General features: G+C 61.3%; 20 protein-coding genes. 6 read left to right on the top strand and 14 right to left on the bottom strand.

Translation table 11 applies throughout. The annotated features are described in order from the left end of the window. Positions 1 to 3: 3 nt before the first annotated feature. On the bottom strand, positions 4 to 471 hold the full coding sequence (locus NE851_RS26900; RefSeq protein WP_063474525.1) for a MaoC family dehydratase: 468 nt from the start codon (positions 469 to 471) through the stop codon (positions 4 to 6). Next, complete coding sequence (locus tag NE851_RS26895; RefSeq protein WP_063474526.1) at positions 468 to 938, bottom strand: MaoC family dehydratase; 471 nt, start codon at positions 936 to 938, stop codon at positions 468 to 470. The genes NE851_RS26900 and NE851_RS26895 overlap by 4 nt, the downstream gene beginning before the upstream one ends. 81 nt (positions 939 to 1,019) lie before the next feature. Here NE851_RS26895 and NE851_RS26890 point away from each other — a divergent pair, with 81 nt between their 5' ends. Further along, positions 1,020 to 2,093 carry a hypothetical protein gene (locus NE851_RS26890; RefSeq protein WP_183904847.1) on the top strand — a complete coding sequence of 358 codons (1,074 nt, stop codon included), beginning with the start codon at positions 1,020 to 1,022 and terminating at the stop codon, positions 2,091 to 2,093. 18 nt (positions 2,094 to 2,111) lie between these two features. Here the strand turns inward: NE851_RS26890 and ychF are convergent, their stop codons facing one another. Beyond that, positions 2,112 to 3,215 carry a redox-regulated ATPase YchF gene (gene ychF, locus NE851_RS26885; protein ID WP_183904848.1) on the bottom strand — a complete coding sequence of 368 codons (1,104 nt, stop codon included), beginning with the start codon at positions 3,213 to 3,215 and terminating at the stop codon, positions 2,112 to 2,114. 342 nt (positions 3,216 to 3,557) lie between these two features. On the opposite strand from ychF, the gene clpS reads away from it, so the two are divergent. Beyond that, positions 3,558 to 3,869 (top strand): ATP-dependent Clp protease adapter ClpS, encoded by a 312-nt coding sequence (clpS, locus tag NE851_RS26880; RefSeq protein ID WP_047611252.1) that lies wholly within the window; start codon positions 3,558 to 3,560, stop codon positions 3,867 to 3,869. A gap of 11 nt (positions 3,870 to 3,880) precedes the next feature. On the opposite strand, the gene NE851_RS26875 is transcribed toward clpS, so the two are convergent. The 5 genes from NE851_RS26875 to NE851_RS26855 all read right to left on the bottom strand — a co-directional run bounded on the left by NE851_RS26875 (position 3,881) and on the right by NE851_RS26855 (position 9,054). Further along, positions 3,881 to 4,354, bottom strand: a complete 474-nt coding sequence (locus NE851_RS26875; protein WP_047611249.1) for a GNAT family N-acetyltransferase — start codon at positions 4,352 to 4,354, stop codon at positions 3,881 to 3,883. Next, positions 4,351 to 5,082: an aminoacyl-tRNA hydrolase gene (pth, locus tag NE851_RS26870; RefSeq protein WP_047611245.1), complete on the bottom strand. Its 732-nt coding sequence runs from the start codon at positions 5,080 to 5,082 to the stop codon at positions 4,351 to 4,353. The genes NE851_RS26875 and pth overlap by 4 nt, the downstream gene beginning before the upstream one ends. Before the next feature lie 87 nt (positions 5,083 to 5,169). Next, positions 5,170 to 5,883, bottom strand: a complete 714-nt coding sequence (locus NE851_RS26865; RefSeq protein WP_047611786.1) for a substrate-binding periplasmic protein — start codon at positions 5,881 to 5,883, stop codon at positions 5,170 to 5,172. Between the two features lie 24 nt (positions 5,884 to 5,907). Then, complete coding sequence (locus tag NE851_RS26860) at positions 5,908 to 8,259, bottom strand: EAL domain-containing protein (RefSeq protein WP_047614282.1); 2,352 nt, start codon at positions 8,257 to 8,259, stop codon at positions 5,908 to 5,910. 186 nt (positions 8,260 to 8,445) lie between these two features. Further along, positions 8,446 to 9,054: a 50S ribosomal protein L25/general stress protein Ctc gene (locus NE851_RS26855; RefSeq protein ID WP_047611239.1), complete on the bottom strand. Its 609-nt coding sequence runs from the start codon at positions 9,052 to 9,054 to the stop codon at positions 8,446 to 8,448. Positions 9,055 to 9,402: 348 nt separating this feature from the next. Between NE851_RS26855 and NE851_RS26850 the strand changes: the two genes are divergently transcribed. Beyond that, positions 9,403 to 10,953 carry a hypothetical protein gene (locus NE851_RS26850; RefSeq protein ID WP_047614279.1) on the top strand — a complete coding sequence of 517 codons (1,551 nt, stop codon included), beginning with the start codon at positions 9,403 to 9,405 and terminating at the stop codon, positions 10,951 to 10,953. A 275-nt stretch (positions 10,954 to 11,228) separates the two neighbouring features. On the opposite strand, the gene NE851_RS26845 is transcribed toward NE851_RS26850, so the two are convergent. The 6 genes from NE851_RS26845 to lgt all read right to left on the bottom strand — a co-directional run bounded on the left by NE851_RS26845 (position 11,229) and on the right by lgt (position 17,211). Continuing rightward, the gene (locus NE851_RS26845; protein WP_047611235.1) at positions 11,229 to 12,161 is read right to left on the bottom strand and encodes a ribose-phosphate pyrophosphokinase; all 933 of its coding nucleotides are present in this window, start codon (positions 12,159 to 12,161) and stop codon (positions 11,229 to 11,231) included. Positions 12,162 to 12,266: 105 nt separating this feature from the next. Beyond that, on the bottom strand, positions 12,267 to 13,088 hold the full coding sequence (locus tag NE851_RS26840; RefSeq protein WP_254959017.1) for a hypothetical protein: 822 nt from the start codon (positions 13,086 to 13,088) through the stop codon (positions 12,267 to 12,269). Between the two features lie 91 nt (positions 13,089 to 13,179). Next, a complete protein-coding gene (locus tag NE851_RS26835) occupies positions 13,180 to 14,331 on the bottom strand; it encodes a M24 family metallopeptidase (RefSeq protein WP_047611230.1) in 1,152 nt (383 codons plus the stop codon). Positions 14,332 to 14,336: 5 nt separating this feature from the next. Then, a complete protein-coding gene (pgeF, locus tag NE851_RS26830; protein ID WP_097542088.1) occupies positions 14,337 to 15,131 on the bottom strand; it encodes a peptidoglycan editing factor PgeF in 795 nt (264 codons plus the stop codon). A gap of 111 nt (positions 15,132 to 15,242) precedes the next feature. Further along, positions 15,243 to 16,343, bottom strand: coding sequence for a class I SAM-dependent methyltransferase (locus NE851_RS26825; protein ID WP_097542089.1), 1,101 nt, complete (start codon positions 16,341 to 16,343; stop codon positions 15,243 to 15,245). A 19-nt stretch (positions 16,344 to 16,362) separates the two neighbouring features. Further along, entirely contained in the window at positions 16,363 to 17,211 is an 849-nt protein-coding gene (gene lgt / locus NE851_RS26820; RefSeq protein WP_254959012.1) for a prolipoprotein diacylglyceryl transferase, read from the bottom strand. A gap of 201 nt (positions 17,212 to 17,412) precedes the next feature. Here lgt and NE851_RS26815 point away from each other — a divergent pair, with 201 nt between their 5' ends. The 3 genes from NE851_RS26815 to NE851_RS26805 all read left to right on the top strand — a co-directional run bounded on the left by NE851_RS26815 (position 17,413) and on the right by NE851_RS26805 (position 18,563). Beyond that, on the top strand, positions 17,413 to 17,673 hold the full coding sequence (locus tag NE851_RS26815; RefSeq protein ID WP_097542091.1) for an accessory factor UbiK family protein: 261 nt from the start codon (positions 17,413 to 17,415) through the stop codon (positions 17,671 to 17,673). Between the two features lie 9 nt (positions 17,674 to 17,682). After that, positions 17,683 to 17,949 carry a hypothetical protein gene (locus NE851_RS26810; RefSeq protein ID WP_183907430.1) on the top strand — a complete coding sequence of 89 codons (267 nt, stop codon included), beginning with the start codon at positions 17,683 to 17,685 and terminating at the stop codon, positions 17,947 to 17,949. A gap of 113 nt (positions 17,950 to 18,062) precedes the next feature. Further along, positions 18,063 to 18,563: a type III secretion system chaperone family protein gene (locus tag NE851_RS26805; protein ID WP_003541709.1), complete on the top strand. Its 501-nt coding sequence runs from the start codon at positions 18,063 to 18,065 to the stop codon at positions 18,561 to 18,563. Position 18,564 lies beyond the last annotated feature (1 nt).

Genomic DNA, 18,564 nt, shown 5'->3' with positions numbered 1-18,564 from the left:
GCGTCAGTCGAATTCGAGCACGCTGCTTTCGAAGCGGATTACGGCATCGCCGTTTTGATCGACGCCCTCGCAGAGGATGGTGTTGAGGTGCCAGCCCGGCCGCGACGCGAGCGGCCGGCTGGCGAGGAAGGCGACGGAATAGGTGACGACGTCGCCTGCGAAGACCGGCCGCAGCCATTGCAACTTCTGGAAGCCGGGCGAGGGGCCGAGGTTCGGCGACGTCAGGCCCTCCTGCGCGAGTGCGGCGCTCTGCCTTTCCCAAAAGGCGAGGAAGGTCCGCATCCAGGCGGCCGTGGTGTGCCAGCCCGAAGCGCAGAGGCCGCCGAAGAGCGTGTCTTTGGCGGCTTCCTTGTCGATGTGGAAACGCTGCGGATCGTAGCGCGTCGCGAAACGGATGATGTTTTCTTCGGTAAAGGCGTAGCTGCCGATCTCGACCTTCTCGCCGACGGCGTAAAGTTCCGACATTCTCATGCTGACAGCTCCGAGGTGGGACGCATACGGATCATCACCGAATTCTCCGAGACGCAGACGAGTTCGCCGCGCTGGTTTCCGACCTCATGACGAAACTTGACGATGCCCATTCCGGCGCGCGAGCGCATCGGCCGGGCTTCGAGGACGGTCGAATGGCCAGACAGCGTGTCGCCGGCAAGCACCGGCTTGCGCCATTCCATCAGATCGACGCCCGGTGCACCCTCGCAGAGCGAATGCAGCACATAGCTGTCGGCCATCATGCGCATGAACATCGAAGAGGTGTGCCATCCGGACGCGGCGAGCCCCCCGAGAATGCTGGCGCGGCCGGCCGCCTCATCGAGATGCATCGGCTGCGGGTCGAATTCGCTTGCGAACTCAATGATTTCCTCAGCGATCACCAGCTTCGGGCCGAGCGCGAAGCGGCGGCCGGGCTGGAAATCCTCGAAGGAAAGCTTTTCTGCCGACATTCGCTCCTCCCGCCATATGCAGCGCACAATGCTTACAATAGCATCCGCGCGGGCTCAATGATTCCGGGGAGATAAACCGGCATGACGGAACTGAGGTCGATACTCGACGAGGCGGGGCGCCAGGGACTGATTTCGCCGGAGGCCGGAGAGCGGCTTCTGCCGTTTCTGATCGCGCACGGTGTGGCCGTCGCCGAGGCGCAGCCGGTAATGGCGGCTGAAGGACAGGCCTGGTCGGATACGGAGACGCCGCGTTTCGTGCGCGGCTTCCACGACGTGCTGATCACCATCGGCGTCGTCGTGGCGCTCGGCGGCCTCTGGGGGCTTGCGCCGCTTTACGCGGTGCCGCCCGCTATCCTCGTGCTTTCGGAAATTCTCGTGCGGCGTCAGCGGCTCGCCCTGCCGGCCGTCGGCTTGACGATCGCGCTGTTCTGCTGGACATTTTTGCTGATGTCCCGTGTCTTTACGCCGTGGACCTTCGAGATAGGGGCGGACCTCACGCAGTTCATTGCCGGCTTCCCGATCCTTCTCGGCATCTACTATGCCCGCTATCGCGTGCCCTTGACGCTGGCGCTCGCCATCATGTCGATACTTGCCCTGGTGCTCACCCTGCTTTTACGTTTAGCGCAATGGCTAAGCGGCAATCCCGCATTTTTCGTCGACCATCTTGCCCTGCTGGCTGCGGTGTCCCTCGTCTGCGCGCTCGGCCTCTTCGCGATGGCGCTCTATTTCGATCTCGGCGACCGGCTGCGCCGGACGACGCGCTCGGATATTGCTTTCTGGCTGCATCTCGGTGCGGCGCCGGCGCTGCTCTACAGCACCGTTTCTCTGCTGTCTCTAGGAGAAGGCGGCCGTATCTTCGACCTGGCGAACATGTCGGCCCAGACCCCCGTGGTCGTCGCGACCGTGGCGGCGCTGATGCTGATCGGTCTGATCATCGATCGCCGCGCTTTCGTCACCTCGGGGCTGCTATCACTCGGTGTTGCGATCTTCAGCGTCTTCCGGCACGGAAGCGCGACTGTCGACACCTACATCTTCACGACGCTGATCGTCGTGGGCGCGATCGTTCTCATTATCGGAACAGGCTGGATGCCACTGCGACGGCTGGTGCTGCGGGCACTGCCCCCGGCAATCGCAAACAGGCTGCCGCCTGGTTAAGGCGGCAGCATTTCTTATTTAGGTGTTGAAGCGGAAATGGATGACGTCGCCGTCCTGGACGACGTATTCCTTGCCTTCGTCACGCGCCTTGCCGGCATCCTTGGCGCCGACTTCGCCGTTGTATTTGATGTAATCGTCATAGGCGATGGTGTTGGCGCGGATGAAGCCGCGTTCGAAATCCGAATGGATAACGCCGGCGGCCTGCGGCGCCTTGGTGCCGCGCTCGATCGTCCAGGCCCGCGTTTCCTTCGGGCCGACGGTGAAATAGGTGATGAGGTGGAGCAGCTTGTAGCCGGCGCGGATCAGCCGGTCGAGGCCCGCCTCGTCAAGGTCGAGGGCGGAGAGGAATTCCTTGGCTTCATCCTCGGGAAGCTGGGCGACCTCGGCCTCGATCGCCGCCGAGATGACGACGGTTTCGGCACCCTGTTCCCGAGCCATAACGGCGACAGCCTCGGTGAATTCATTGCCTGTCGAAGCCTCGGCCTCAGCGACGTTGCAGACATAGAGGACCGGATGCGAGGTCAGAAGGTTGAGGCCCTTGAGGATGGCGATTTCCTCGGCATCGAGCGTCGACAGCAGCGTGCGTACCGGCTTGCCCTCGTTGAGCAGTTTCAGCGAGGCTTCCATGATCGGCAGCATCGCCGTCGAATCCTTGTCCTTGCTGGTGGCGCGCTTGCGCGTCTGCTCGGTGCGGCGCTCCAGGCTTTCGAGATCGGCGAGCATCAGTTCCGTCTCGATCGTCTCGGCATCGGCGACGGGATTGATGCGGCCTTCGACATGGGTGATGTCGCTGTCTTCGAAGCAGCGCAGCACGTGGACGATGGCATCGACCTCGCGGATATTGGCGAGGAACTGGTTGCCGAGACCTTCACCCTTCGAGGCGCCGCGCACAAGGCCGGCAATGTCGACGAAGGAGATGCGGGTCGGGATCAGTTCCTTCGACTTGGCGATGTCGGCAAGCTTGCGCATGCGCGGATCGGGCACGGCGACTTCGCCGGTGTTCGGCTCGATGGTGCAGAAGGGATAGTTTGCCGCTTGCGCAGCCGCCGTCTTGGTGAGCGCGTTGAAGAGGGTCGATTTGCCGACGTTCGGCAGACCGACGATGCCGCATTTGAAGCCCATGGCTAAAACCTGCTGTTCTTGAATTCCTTGCTGGTGCCTATGGGATAAAGGAGCAATATGGTCAAGTCTTAGAGAGCTTTTACCGCTGCTCACTTGCCGATGGATCGGTGCTGGCCTATTTTTGAATGCGACTGAGATTTTCGACGCATTGCGGATTTCACCAGAATGCCAGGTCACTCCCACGCAGATGCAATTGCTTCTCTCTGCGCCGAAGCCGGGGACTAGATCCTGCCTGTTTGAGGCCGGGAGCTGTGGCGGCTGACCGTCGAAAATTCGTCATCGACACTGATTAGCTGGTTTGAACATTCCTGACCCCATGTCATCAACGGCTGGATTTTTCCGATGAGTGACAATGACATTGCCCTGAAACCGAAGACCAAGGTGAGGCCGAAGCTGGATAAGCCGAAGCTCTACAAGGTCATTCTCGTTAATGACGATTATACGCCGCGCGAATTCGTCATCGTGATCTTGAAGGCCGTGTTCCGCATGAGCGAGGAGACGGGCTACCGGGTGATGATAACAGCGCACAAGCTCGGTTCCTGCGTGGTCGTGGTCTGCGCCAGGGATATCGCCGAGACCAAGGCCAAGGAGGGCATCGACCTTGCCAAGGGCATGGGCTTTCCGCTGATGTTCACAACGGAGCCGGAAGAATAGATGCTGCGGATTCAGGTGCTGCGGATCTGATAGCCGGTCTTGTCCTGCACGAAGCCGCAATTCTCGTAGAAGCGCAGGGTCGCCGGGTTTTTCGAGCCGGTGAGCAGCATCACCTTGTAGCAGCCAGCTTTCCAGGCCTCCGTCACGGCATGGCCGATGACGGCGCCGGCATAACCGCGCCGACGGTGATCGGCGTGGGTGACGACGTTTTCAATCAGGGCATAGGAGGCGCCGTTCCGCGTCAGGTTCGGCACGACGATCAGCGTGACGGTGGCCGCAGCGAGATCGCCGGCAAAGCCGATGAAGAGGGTCATGCCGGGTTGGGCGAGGATGGCGGAGAAGCGCTCTTCGGCCATGGCCTTGTCGAGAACCGGATCGGTCGAATTCAAATGCTGGTAGAGGGTGATCAGCCCGGGAAGATCGCCGACGGCGGCCGGGCGGATGGCGAAATCCTGGTCCTGGTCGTGAACCGGCACCGACCTCATTCCCCCTTGTTGCCGAACATCTTCTTCAACATGTCGGCCATCGGGCCGCTGGCCGGCAGCTTCGGCTGATTGTGGTTGCGGGCCTGATGGATATGCGACTGGCCGGCCGGCTTCTTTTCGGTATTCTTGTTTTCCTTCCGCGGCTTCTCTTCCTCGGCCTTGCCGCCGAGCGCCAGCGCGATCTTGTTCATCAGCTGCGAATCCTCGTTTCGCACCAGCATGTCGGCATTGTCGGCGAGGGTGTCGAGAAGCGGCTCCAGCCAGACCTTGTCGGCCTTGGCGAAATCGCCGAGCACGTGGTTCTGCACCATTTCCTTGACGCCCGGATGGCCGATGCCGAGGCGCAGCCGCCGGTACTCCCGGCCGCAATGGGCGTCCAGCGACCTGATGCCGTTATGGCCGCCATGGCCGCCGCCGGTCTTAAGCCGCGCCTTGCCCGGGGCAAGATCGAGTTCGTCGTAGATCGCGACGAGGTCGGCGGGCTGGAGCTTGTAGAAACGCATCGCCTCGCCGACGGATTCGCCGGAGAGATTCATGAAGGTCTGCGGCTTGATCAGCAGCACCTTCTCGCCGCCGATCTCGCCCTCGGCGATCTCGGCCCTGAATTTCTTCGACCAGGGCGAGAAGCTGTGGCGCCGATGAATGGCGTCGACGGCCATGAAGCCGATATTGTGGCGGTTGCCGGCGTATTTGCCGCCAGGATTGCCGAGACCCGCGATGATCAGCATGGTCTGTTTTTCCTTGCTAGAATTTCCCGCCGTTCACCACCTGTAAATGACCGCAAAGTCAAGCGGAAAGGGCAGTATCTGTCGCAGTCACTGCGACAGATTCATGCCGTATTTCAGGAAGATCTGCTTCTGGTCGCCATCGGCGATCAGCTTGTCGAGGGCAGCTTGCATCTTGACGAGCAGATCGTCCGGAAAGCTCTTCTCGCAGGCGATGCTCATCGGCTGGGCGGAGAGCACGGTCACCATCTCCACCGGCTGGTCGGCCTTCAGCTTTTCGAAATAGAGTTCGGAGATCGGCATCATGTCGATGCGTCCGCCGAGCAGCTTGCGCAGCGTCGCGTTGAAGTCGCTGGCGACATCGAGCTTGGTGAAGCCTTTCTCTTTCAGGATCGTCTCGGTGTAATCCTCACGCTGAGTGCCGACCGTATATTTCTTTGCCTCTTCCAGATTGTTGGCGATGACGCCCGAGCCCTTGCGGGTGATCAGGATGTTGCGGTCGATGAGCAGCGGCTCGACCCATTTGAACAGCGGGTCGCGTGCGCCGTTGTGGGCGGTTGCGAAGACACAGGTCATCGGCGCTGTGCGGGCAAGGCCGAAAGCGCGCGCCCAGGGCATGATCTCGATCGTGTAGTCGACGCCGATCGCGGCCATCACCTTTTCGACCTGCTCGACGGTGGCGCCCTTGATCTCCTTGCCTTCGCGATAATTGAAGGGGGCATAGTCCTCAGTCGTGAAGGTCACGGTTTGCGCATGGGCGGCGCAGGGCAGCGCCAGGCATGCGAGAAGCAGGAGCTTTTTCATCATATCATCTCCTTCGTTCTTCATTCACGAGGCGCGTGCCACGGCCGATTGTGAGCCTACCAGTTGCTCGATGAGCGCGGTTGCATGCTGCGGACGATGGAAGAGGTAGCCCTGGCCGTAGTCAAGCCCCATCTGATGGAGCGTGCGGCATTCCTCTTCGGTCTCGATGCCCTCGGCAATGACGGTGCAGTTCATTTTGTGCGAAAGCGTGGTGATGCCTTCGATCAGCATGCGGCTCTTCTGGCGTACGTCGTCGTCACCGTCGTTGATCGCACGGGTGAAGGACTGGTCGATCTTGATGATGTCGACGGGGAAGCGGTTGAGGTAGCTCAGCGACGAATAGCCGGTGCCGAAGTCGTCGAGCGCGATGCGGCAGCCGAAGCGACGGAGTTCCGTGACGATCATGCGGATCTGCGGGTTGTCGTGCATCAGCACGGCTTCGGTGATTTCGACGACAATGCGCTCAGGACGGATGCCGTGGCGACCCACAATGGCGGCAAGACGGGCCGGCAGCGCCGGCTCGAACTGCAGCGGCGAGAAGTTGATGGCGAGATAGGTATCCTGCATGCCCGATATGCGGGAAATCTTCGCGAGGTTGGCGATCGCCTTTTCCATGATGACGTTGCCGACCCGGACGATCTTTGCCGTCTCCTCGGCGACGCTGATGATCTCGGCCGGCGGCATCAAGCCCTTCTGCGGATGGTTGAGGCGCATCAGCGCCTCGAAACCGGCAATGCCGCGGCCGTTCAGGTTGACGATCGGTTGCAGGAAGGCCTCGAACCAGTTGTCGACGAGGCCGGCTTCGATATTGGCCTCGATCTCGGCGCGGCTGCGGGCGCGGTCGAGCATGGCGTTGTCGAAGAGCTGCGCGCCGTTCTTGCCGTCGCGTTTCTTGGCATACATCGCCATGTCGGATTTCTGCAGCAGTTCGGCCGCGGTCGCCGCATGGTGCGGATAGATGGCGATGCCGACGGAAGCGCTCAGATGCATGTCCGGGGTGAAGGGCGTTTCGAAGATCGAGGCGATCTGTTCGCACATCACCTTGGCGCGTTTTGCGGCGTCCTTGGCCGGCAGCAGGATGGCAAATTCGTCGCCGCCGAGACGGGCCGCTTCGTCGGAGGGGGCAAGATGGGTCTTCAGACGCTCGACGAGTTCGATCAGCGCCATGTCGCCGGCGGCATGGCCCATATTGTCGTTGATCCACTTGAAGCGATCGAGATCGACGAAGAGACAGGCGAGTTCCTGGCCGGCGGCGTCGGCGGCGGCGATCTTGTTGTCGAGGACGGCTTCGAAGCCCTGGCGATTGAGAAGGCCGGTCAGGTGATCGGTGATTGCCTGGCGGTGGTTGCGGTCCTCGGAGGCCTTGAGTTCGGTCACATCGGTCATGACCGAGAGCGACAGGCGGTCATGAGCGCCGGCTCCCGCTTCCGATTCCATGATGAGGACGTCCATGGTGCGGCCGTCCAGGCAGACGAACTTGACGGTGACGGTCATGCCGCTTTCGGCGAGGCGGCGCTTGACGAATTTGTCGCGGGTGTTTGATGTGACGAGATCGCCGAAATTGCGGCCGATGACGGCGGCGCGGTTATACCCTGTCGCAAGCAGCCAGTAATCGCTGACGGCGGTGATGCGGTCCTCCTCGTCGAGCGAGAAGAGCATGGCGGGCGTCAGATTGTAGATGTCGGTGGCGCGGCGGTGGGCAAGCTTCAGCTCCTTTTCCTCGCTTTCAAGCTTGGTCTGCATCTCGTTGAAGCTGCGGGCCAACCGTCCCATTTCGTCGTTCGACTGCCAGTCGACATGATGGCGGGAGCCCAGCTGGCGGGTGGCCTCGATCGCCGCCGTCAGCCGCATCAGCGGCTGGATGACGAAGAAACGGTTGCCGATCAGTGCCGTGCCGAAAACGGTCAGTACCGCGAAAATGAAGATCGAGATGAAGACGACTTCTTCCTGCTTCAGGCCGGAAAACAGGCCGAGTGCCGGATAATAGACGCTGATGCTGCCGAGGTTCTTCGGACCGTCAACGGTGTTGTAGATGATGGCGCGTGACACCTGCACGAGCTGGCCGTCGAAGGAGCGCGGAATGGTGGACTGGCTGACGTCGAGCTGGCCTGACTGATCCCGCACCTCGACCTTGACGATGGCACCCTGGGAAACGACCGTCGCGCTGATCTGGGTGACGCTGTCCTCATCGAGGTCCCACAGGGGTTTGGCCAGCGCCTGGGCATTGGCGACAAGAAGAACGGAGATATGGTCGCGTATTTCCTTATCGGCCCGTTCCGAGGAAAGAAAAAGGAAGAGAACAAAAAGCGGAGCGACAAAAACAAGCAGCGCACCGCAAACTATCGCAAAAAATCTGTTCTCAACGGAATTGTTCATGGTTCCGTTTACTCCCCCAGGCCGGCCATATTTCCTGTCGCGCGTCAAGGCGGGCTTCTTCGCAGCTGACGAAGCATGCTTTCACGAATTTGTTAAATGTTGCTGAAACGGGGCAGTTGCCGGGCAATGAAAAGCCCGCTTTCCAGGGGAAAGCGGGCCATATGCTTTACAAATTGGTCGAAGCGATCAGGCTTCGGCTTCGCCTTCGGCAGCAGTCTCGTCGATGCCGGCAGCCGGGGCAATGATGGTCGCGATCGTGAAGTCGCGGTCGATGACCGGGGTGACGCCCTTCGGCAGGGTGACTTCCGAAATATGGATGCTGTCGCCGATCTTCTTGCCGCTGAGGTCGACATTGAAGAATTCCGGGATCGCATCGGCCGGGCAATGAACTTCGACTTCATGGCGAACGATGTTCAGAACGCCGCCGACCTTGATGCCCGGGGATTTCGCTTCGTTGACGAAGTGAACCGGGATTTCGACGCTCACCTGGGTGTTACCGGAGACGCGCAGGAAATCGACATGCATCGTGAAGTCGCGGACCGGATCGAGCTGATAGTCCTTCGGCAGAACCTTGTACTTCTTGCCGCCGACTTCGATCGTCGCCACGGTGGTCATGAAACCACCGGCATGAATGCGCTTCGTCACCTCATTGGTGTTGAGAGCGATGGCAATGGGGGCCTGCTTGTCACCATAGATGACAGCGGGAATCAAACCGTTGCGGCGAAGTTCACGGGCGGACCCCTTACCAACCCGTTCGCGCGCCTCGGCCTTGAGCTCGTAAGTTTCCTGGCTCATGGCTATTCCTTTCGAGGTTATTTGGAGAGTTCGGCGGGCGGGCAATGCCTTGCTCCGTCGAACCGGAGGCGGGTATAACCCAACCTCATCCGCGTTGCCTCCAAGGGTGTCTACGCGGACCGGTGGCCTATATTATAAGTCGATCGGAAACGCAAGTTGCGGTTTCAGGCTGTTTTCCGGCGAAATACGCGCTTCGGCAAGCCGAAACCGCAGCCGACTTCGCAGCGATCGTATTCCCGGTCCAGCAAGCGGCAAAATTCAGCATTCCCGCTGCGGCCGAGGTTGACATCGGCACGCTTCACCTCTTTGGATGCCGCATTCAAAAAGCGGCTGAGGAGAAATCGGACTATGCGTCTTAAACTTGTCACGGCAACGAGCTTGCTGGCACTTTGCCTTGTCACTACGGCCCAGGGTGTCGAGATCAATCAGGGCGGCGCCGACGCGCTCAAAGGTACCCTGACGAAGCTGCTTCCGGAGGATCTGGCAAAGAGCGGCCTGATCACCGTCAATCCGGCAGGCACGCGCTACGAGATCATCTACGATCTGGCGAAGCTGCTTGCCAAGGCCGATCCCGCGACATTCGCGATCAACGGGCTGGCGCCGTTCTCGACGTTCGCTACACCGCTCGATAGCGGGCTTTGGAATATCGAAGGCGACAACAAGTTCAACGTCTCCGGCCATTTCAAAGGCAAGGACGAGAAGCCGACGGATTTCTCCTATTCTATCGCATCGCTTGTTTACAGCGGCGTCTTCGATCCTGCGATTAGCTATCTGCGCTCCGCCACTTCTACGGCCAAGGACATCAAGCTCACCAGCAAGTCCGAGACTGAGGAAGTCAGCGCCAGCATCGCCAGCATGGATCAAAAGCTGAGTTCGACGGACAGCGCAGGCGGCAACGGGCGTATCGATCTTACGGGCAGCGGTTCGATGTCGGCTTTCGTCGAGCAGATTTCCGGCGCGCAAATGCCGCCCGTTGAAATCCGTGCCGACTCGGTCGATGTCGAGGCCAAGGTGAACGGCCTGCCGGCGAAGCAGATCCGCGAGATGGTCTTCTTCATTCTCGATCATGTCGAGGAGAAGGAGTTGAGCCCCGAAAACAGCGACAGGATCAAGGGAATCCTCAAGGAAGCCTTCCCGCTTCTGGCCTCGTTCAGCGAGACGATCGGGGTCAACAATTTGACCGTCAGCACCCAGGTGGGCAGCGGCGGCGTCAAGGCCTTCGGTTATAACGTCGCCATCGATGGGCCGACCAACGCGATGCGCTTCGGCTTCGGCATGAATGCGCAGGAGATCAGCTTCGACAGCCCGCTGATGCCGGCAAGCTATTCGCCTTTCCTGCCGACCAGCTTCGATCTGCAGCTCGCCATGCCGAATCTAGACTTCGCAAGTTTCGGCGACGCCTTGATGGCGATGGATTTCAATGAGAAGGCGCCGGAGACGAGCGGTGAGGAGATGGGCAAGAAGCTCTTCCGCGATGGTCGGCTCACCGTCGAGTTTCCGAAGATCAGCGCCAAGTCGGATGTCTATGACATCGACATGACGGGCAAGATCGAGGGGCGCGTCGATACCCAGAAGGACTATTCGATGGAGGCGACGATCCTCGCCCGCGATCTCGACAAGACGATCGCCGCAGTTCAGGAGCTTGCCAAGACCGATCCCGATCTCAACCAGGTCTCCTTCGGCATCATGATGGTGAAGGGCTTCGCCAAGACCGATGCGGATGGACGCTCGCGGTGGGACATCAGTGTCAGCCGCGATGGTGCGGTCGCCGTCAACGGCCAGCAGATCAAGGGGCCGGATGGTCCGGATCAGGATCAAGATCAAGGGCTGGAGCCAGATCAGGAGCAGGAACCGGATCAGGGTCAGGATGCGGTACCTGCGCCGCCGCAGCAGCCTTGAGCGTTATCAATTGGGATCAGACATGAAGAGGCCGGCCTTGTGCCGGCCTCTTTGTTTTAAGTCACACGCTTCACCGAGGCCAACGATCGGGACGACGATTTATTCTGGGCTTTCGCTGTCAACGAAGGCGGCTCCGCGACGATCAACGGCCAGCAGTTGACGCGGCTCGGAGGGCCTGCCCGGCAATAGCTTGGTCCATCTGATGCAGAAATTAAAAAGAGCCGGTCGATGCCGGCTCTTTTTTATTGAAGAGGCTGGTTAATCGAAGCGGCCGGTCAATCGAAGAGGCTGGAGACGGACTCTTCCTGGGCCGTTCGGCTGATGGCTTCGCCGATCAGCGGCGCCGTCGTCACGATGCGGATATTGTGGGCCGAGAGCACGGCGGTGGTCGGCTGGATCGAATCCGTGATGACGAGTTCGCGCAGCTTCGAGGAGGTCACGCGGGTGACTGCGCCGCCCGAGAGAACGCCGTGGGTGATATAGGCGGTGACGCTGGATGCGCCCTTGGCCAGCATCGCGTCGGCCGCGTTGCAGAGCGTTCCGCCGGAATCGACGATGTCGTCGATCAGCAGGCAGTCCTTGCCGGCAATGTCGCCGATGATGTTCATGACTTCGGATTCACCCGGCCGATCGCGACGCTTGTCGACGATGGCCAGAAGACAGTCCAGCCGTTTGGCGAGCGCGCGGGCGCGAACCACGCCGCCGACGTCAGGCGAGACGACCACGACGTTGCTGAGATCATAGTGGCTCTTGATGTCGCGGGTCAGCACCGGCAGCGCAAAGAGGTTGTCTGTGGGTATATCGAAGAAGCCCTGGATCTGACCTGCGTGGAGATCGAGCGTCATGACGCGGTCGGCGCCGGCTTCGGTGATCAGGTTTGCCACCAGCTTGGCGGAGATCGGCGTACGGCCGGAAGCGCGGCGGTCCTGACGCGCATAACCGAAATAGGGAAGCACGGCAGTGATGCGACGGGCTGACGAACGACGCATCGCATCGATCATGATCAGCAGTTCCATCAGGTGGTCGTTGGCCGGGAAGGCAGTCGGCTGCACGAGGAAAACGTCCTCACCGCGGACATTTTCCTGGATTTCCACAAAGATTTCCTGATCGGCAAACCTTCGGACGCTGGCTCTCCCCAAGGGAACATTGAGATAGGTGCAGATCGCTTCGGCGAGTTGCCGGTTCGAATTGCCTGCGAAAACCTTCATTTTGGTCCGCCTGTTATGCGCTGATAGCCGCGCTTTTTAGTCAGCTTCCCGATGAATGCAAGGGCAAAGGTGCCACAGGCTTTCATATTTGCAAAAAGTTTGTGACTAACCGCCCTGAGTCTGCCGCCAGGAGGAGAATTCCGCGATGGTTTTCGAGGCGATCTGCTGCATGACCGAGGCCGGAACCCCTGCCCAGGGATCGGCCGCGGCCGCCGGCACGCTTTCCTGCCCCTGGATGCGGTGCAGGCGACCGCCGGCGCTGTCGAGAATGTCCCAGACATAGACCACTGTGACCTTGCCGTCGTTGCTGAAGGCTGAGAGATAGCCCTTGAGGATGTAATCACTGCTCGCATCGGTCGAGCTCTTGATGGAAAGGCCGTGCGCGCGCGCCTCGGCGCCGAGCTGACGTGAGAGCGGCGTCACGGCCTGCACCGGCGCGCCGATGATCGGCAGGAAGCGTACGGTATTGCCGCGGCCGGAGGAAGAACTGGGCGGCAGGGCCGCGGTCTGCTGTGGCTGTTGCGCCTCGGCCGGCTGAGCCGGCTCTGCGGGAAGCCCGCCATTGGCCGCCGCCGGTGGCAGCGATTGCCCCTCGATCGGAGTAGAGGCGGCCGGCGAGGAGCCGCTCCGCGACAGGGCGTCTGCCTGCTGCTGCATCGTCGTCGGCGGCGCGCCGCTGCCGGGCCGATAGGCCTGCTGCGACTGATTATAGGCTGGATGGTAGCCGCCCTGCTGCGCACTTGCCGCGAAACCCGGCTGGCGGGTACCCGCCAAACGCTCGGCTTCGCTCTGCGACACCGGGCTCGACGATGTCGCCCCGGAGGAATCGCCGATATCGACCTGCGGCGTCAGTGCATCGGTGGTATTGCAAGCGGTCAGCAGAGCTGTGACGAACAGGAGCGTGGGCACAATCGCAGCTCGCGTCATCCCTTGATCCGTCCTTCCCACAATTGCAATCAGCCCCACCCGAATTTATGCGGGCGGGGATGGTCGTCTGTCAATTCCGGATTCTCACCGGTCAGAGGCCGATGAAGTCGAGCGGATGGCGGGACAGCGGGCGCGGTGCATCCGCTGTCGTCAGATAGGTCTGGCCGAGCGTCATCGCCGTGCCCGTGTCGGAATCGGCGATGATCATATGCACGAAGAGCGACATGTTCGGCTCGATCGGCTGCGGATTGCCGACATGGAACATCTGGTGCTCCATCCAGGACGGCGAGAAGCGGGCGCCGAGCGAATAACCACAGGCATTCAGCCGGTGGCGAGCCAGGCCGCGCTCATCGATGATCCTGGCATGCATGTCGAAGACATCGCCGAAGGTATGGCCGGGCTTCAGCACGGTCTCAATCGCCTCGATGGTCTCGCGGCAGGCGTTGTAAAGCTCGCGATGGCGGTGTGTCGGCTCGCCGACGACGATCGTGCGCATCATGGCGGCGTGGTAATGCGCATAGGCGCCGGCCCATTCGAGCGTCAGCTGGTCGTTGGCGTCGAGCTTGCGGCGGCCGGCCTTGTAGCGGCAGAGCAGGGCGTCGGCGCCGGAACCGATGATGAACTCGTTGGCGGGATAGTCGCCGCCGCCGGAAAAGATCGCGCCCTGCATGGCGGCGAGGATATCGGCCTCGTCGGCGCCGGGCTTCGTCAACCGGATTGCGGCATCGAGCGCATCGTCGGCCAGAACGGCGGCGCGCTCGACATAGGCGACCTCGGTCGGGCTCTTGATCAGGCGCAGGCGGCTGACGAGGTAGGAGGCGTCGACGATCTGGCCGAAGGTGGTCAGTTGCGCGTCAAGCAGGCGGGCGACGCGGCCGGTCATGCCGTGCGTATCATATTCGACGCCGATGCGGGTGCCGAGCAGATCCATCTCGACCAGCAGGTTCTTCAGGTCGAGCGTCGGATCGGCATTGACCCGGTCGACCCAGATATGGATGTCCTCGAGGATCGAGGTGTGCCTGGCCTGGCGAAGATCGGCCGAGCGGGTGATCAGCGCCATGGTGCCGTCACTCTTGACGACCAGCGTCTGGAAGAAGCAGTAGCCGAAGGTGTCGTAGCCGGTCAGCCAGTACATGCTTTCCTGGGCGAAGAGCAGCAGGGCGTCGAGCTTTTCTTCCTTCATCTTCTCGGTGAGGCGCGCAAGCCGGCTTGCGAATTCGGCCTTTTCGAAATGCAGTGCCATTCTGCTCAAGTCTCCCTGATTGATATCGCGGAAATCTGGCGGCCGTAATCCGGCTCCTTGCGATGTGTCGTTCTGCGATAGGAAAAGAAGCGCTCGCTGTCCGGATAGGTGCACAGGCCAAGGCTTTCAGCGCGCACGCCGGCTTTCGTCAGTCGATCGACGGTCAGCCCCGGCAGGTCGAACATGGCGTGGCCTGATGTTGCGGAAGGCACGAAAAAGCGCTCGTCGTCCGGGTTTTCGGCGACGAAACGCTCGACGAACTCGGGACCGACTTCATAACTTGACTGGCTGATCGAGGGGCCAAGGCAGGCGACGATGCTGCCGCGGTCCGCCCCCAGCGCCTCCATGGCGGCGATGGTATTTTCGAGCACGCCCGTCAGCGTGCCCTTCCAGCCGGCATGGGCGGCGCCGATGACGCGGTTGTCGGGGTCGGCGAAGAGGATCGGCCCGCAATCGGCAGCGAGGACGCCAAGCGCAATGCCAGGGGCTGCCGTCACCATCGCATCGGCGTCGGGACGGGCGCCGTCATAGTCGGCGCGGATCGTCACGACATCGGGGGAATGAACCTGATGCACGGTTGCCAGCCGCTCGACCGGCAGGTCGAACCAGGCGGCGACACGGCGGCGGTTCTCCAGGACCTTGTCGCGTTCGTCGCTGGAGCTGAGGCCGACATTGAGGCCGCGATACAGCCCTTCGGAAACGCCGCCGGCCCGAGTGAAATAACCGTGGCGGATGGTGCTGCCCGCCGCTTCGTTCAGCAGCGTGCTTTCGATCGGTGCGGGAGAGGCCGCGTCCTGCATCTGTGATTCCGGGGTTTTTAAGGGGTTTGTTATTATCCCAAGCGCATCGCATATGCGGCGCGCTTCAAGTTCTTGTTTCGCTGGGATGTTGAACCAGCCGCGTGCGCCCTGTCAATCCACCGGACGAAAGGGCATGAGATCGACGGCGGGATGGGAGACCGCCATCACCTTGAAGAGTTCGCCCATCCGGCCTTCACCGGCGCCGGCGAGCCTTTCGACCGCCGTCTGGATGACTTGCTGGGTTTGCGGCTCGCGGTCGCGGCCGAGGGCGGCCGCGCGCTCGAGGATGCCGAGGCCGGTCAGAAAATCACCCTGATGCAGGGCGCCGTTCAAATGGACGCCGGATGCAAGCGCCGTTTCGGCGAGCTGCTGGAAGTCGACATGACTCGTCAGATCGGCTTCACCGGGATGGGCGAGCGGCGGATCGAATTCATGCATGCGCACGGCTTGCAGCGTATCGCCGAAGCCGGTGACGAGATGACCGTAGTCGATCGCGAGCGCCGTGCCACCGAAGGCGCGCAGCCGCTCGCAGATCGCCATCATCACCGCCTGGCGGGCGGGCGAGATCTCGAAGAGCGTGCCGACCGGCACGTTCTGCACCGGCTCGGGAAGAAGCGCGGGATCGAGGCCAGCGACGCCGGCGGCGAAGGTCAGCTCGCCATCGGCGTCGATGCCGATCATGCGCTCGCGGAAACCCGTCGGCATGCGGACGAACTGGCGGATAGGGATGGCGTCGAAGAGTTCGTTGGCGGCAATCAAGGTAAAGCCTGATGGCACTTCGTCGAAGCCATCGTGCCAGGCAATCTTCTCGCCGTGGGCTTCGAGCGTCTGACTCTGGACGTCGCGCAGGCGCTCGCTGGTTTCGACGAGATGCACGGTCATGGTTTGGAAAAGCGGTGGAGCGATGCGGGAGATGACACGCAGCATGTCTGCCATCATCGTGCCACGGCCAGGGCCGATCTCGACGAGGCGGACGTCAGCCGGCGTGCCGTGACGCTGCCACGCATGGACGATGAAGACGCCGATCATCTCGCCGAAAATCTGGCTGACCTCGGGCGCGGTGACGAAGTCACCGGAACGGCCGAAGGGCTCGCGGGTGCGGTAATAACCGTGTTCGGGATCGGCGAGGCAGAGCGAGAAATAATCGGTGACGCTGATCGGGCCGTTCGCCTGGATGATCGCCTTGATCTTTTCGCCTAGAGCGGTGGTCATGTCGCGCGTCCTGCCGTTTTCAGAGCTGCAGCGCAGCCTGGCGGCGGGCCCGCAGCATCGCCCAGAGGCCTAGCAGGATCATCGGGGATGAGAGCACCATGCCCATGGTCAGCCAGTTCGTGCCGAGGAGGTAACCGAGCTGGGCGTCAGGCTCGCGGAAGAATTCGACGAAGATGCGCGACAGCGCATAACCGCAGACAAAGACACCTGTGATGAAGCCGGGGCTTTTCAGCGCACGCACGATATAGACGAGGGCGGCCAGCACCAGCAGCAGAACGATGCCTTCGAGGCCGGCTTCGTAAAGCTGGCTCGGATGGCGGGCGAACGGGCCGCCGGTCGGGAAGACCACGGCCCAGGGCACGTCGGTCAATCGACCCCAGAGCTCGCCATTGATGAAATTGGCGATGCGGCCGAAAAACAGGCCGAAGGGAACGACAGCAGCGACGATGTCGAACAGGCTCCAGATAGGGATGGCGTTGCGGCGGGCAAAGAGGATCATGGCAATCGTCGTGCCGGTCAGGCCGCCATGGAAGGACATGCCGCCGTTCCAGATCTCGAGCGCACGGACGGGACTGCGCATGACGGCGGGGAGATCATAGAAGAAAATATAGCCGAGACGACCGCCAAGCACGACGCCAAGCGCTGCCCAGACGATGAAATCGTCGAGCTGCGTCCTTGATATCGGCGAGACGTTGCCGGGCCAGAGACTGTCATTGGCGGCGATGCGGCGCGCATAGGCCCAGCCGAGCAGGATGCCGGCGACATAGGCAAGACCATACCAGTGAATCGCCACCGGACCGATCGAAAAGGCGATCGGATCGATATCCGGGAAAGGCATGATGGCAAGGAGATTGGCTGCTGTCGGCAAGGTTTTCCCACCTGTTTGGTTGCGCGGAACATGCCGCTGCGATCCCGGACGGTCAAGTCCATTGTTCGTGATGGCCCGTTTGCGGCCGCTTCCCGAGGCCTATCCCGTGCAAAGCGCTTGCATCGTCGATGGTGAAGCCCTACCTCAATCCTCGAGGCCCCGAAGGGCTGAATTCACCTCATGCGAAGGGAGAAAAACGCCATGACGACCGGAACGAACCGCATCATGGACGAATTCGCCAAGCTGATGACCGATGCGGCCGGTGCCGCCCAGGGCGTCCGCAAGGAGATCGAAACCGCGTTCAACGCCCAGGCCGAGCGTTGGCTGAACAGTATGGACGTCGTCAAGCGCGAGGAGTTCGAGGCCGTGCGCGAGATGGCGATCAAGGCACGCGACGAGAACGAGGGGCTCGCCGCCCGCATCGCGGCACTCGAGGCGAAGCTTGCCGGCGAAGGGCACTGAAGTCCCGATATGACGCAGGTGCGGCACGTCTTCCTGGCAGATGCCGCATCTGTCACAAAAAATTCAGGTGAGTTTTCCACCTGTGGACACTGCCAAAAAAGCCAATTCGCAGAGTCGCTTATTCTCCCTTCTGAATTGAATTTCGAAGAGCCTTTCCACAGTGGCCGGTCCTATTTTCCGTTCGGGGGGCTGGCAGGGGGCAAGGGGCGCTATACACTGATTTTAAATGATGATTCGAAGCGACTTGGTAAGCTCCGGGCAGGTTATCTGCGTTAAGTCTGGCAGCGGTTCAACGATCATCCGAGTGGTGGTTTCCGGTATTTGCGTGTGTCTTTCTTGTGTTCGTACACCAAGTTAAGTCGCATTCGTTCCGGTCAAGAAGGTGCTGCATGAACCTGATGGAATTGGAAGTCGAGCGTCAGTCGAACCCGGTCGATATGATCGAGTACGTTGCCTCCAACAACGACTGGTCGTTCGAGCGGTCCGGCGAGGACGAGATCGCGATGACGGTCGAGGGTCGCTGGACCGACTATCACGTCTCCTTCTCCTGGATGGAGGAGTTCGAGGCGCTGCACCTTGGCTGCGCCTTCGATATCAAAGTTCCCGACATCAGGGTCAACGAGGTGGTCAAGCTGCTCTCGGCGATCAACGGGCAGGTGCTGATGGGTCATTTCGATCTCTGGCGCCAGGAAGATGTCGTCATTTTCCGCCAGTCGCTGCTGCTCGCCGGCGGTGCAGAGCCCACCAACCGCCAGGTGGAGGTGCTGCTTTCCAGCGCGCTCGATACCTGCGAAGCCTATTTCCAGGCATTCCAGTTCGTCGTCTGGTCCGGCATGGAAGCGACGAAGGCGATGGAAGCCGTGCTGTTCGAAACGGTCGGCGAGGCATAAG

Origin of the sequence: Rhizobium anhuiense bv. trifolii (genome assembly GCF_024346605.1) — a bacterium.
Taxonomy (GTDB): domain Bacteria; phylum Pseudomonadota; class Alphaproteobacteria; order Rhizobiales; family Rhizobiaceae; genus Rhizobium; species Rhizobium anhuiense.
Note: the sequence above shows the minus strand (reverse complement) of the source record. Positions and strands in the feature narration are given on the sequence as shown.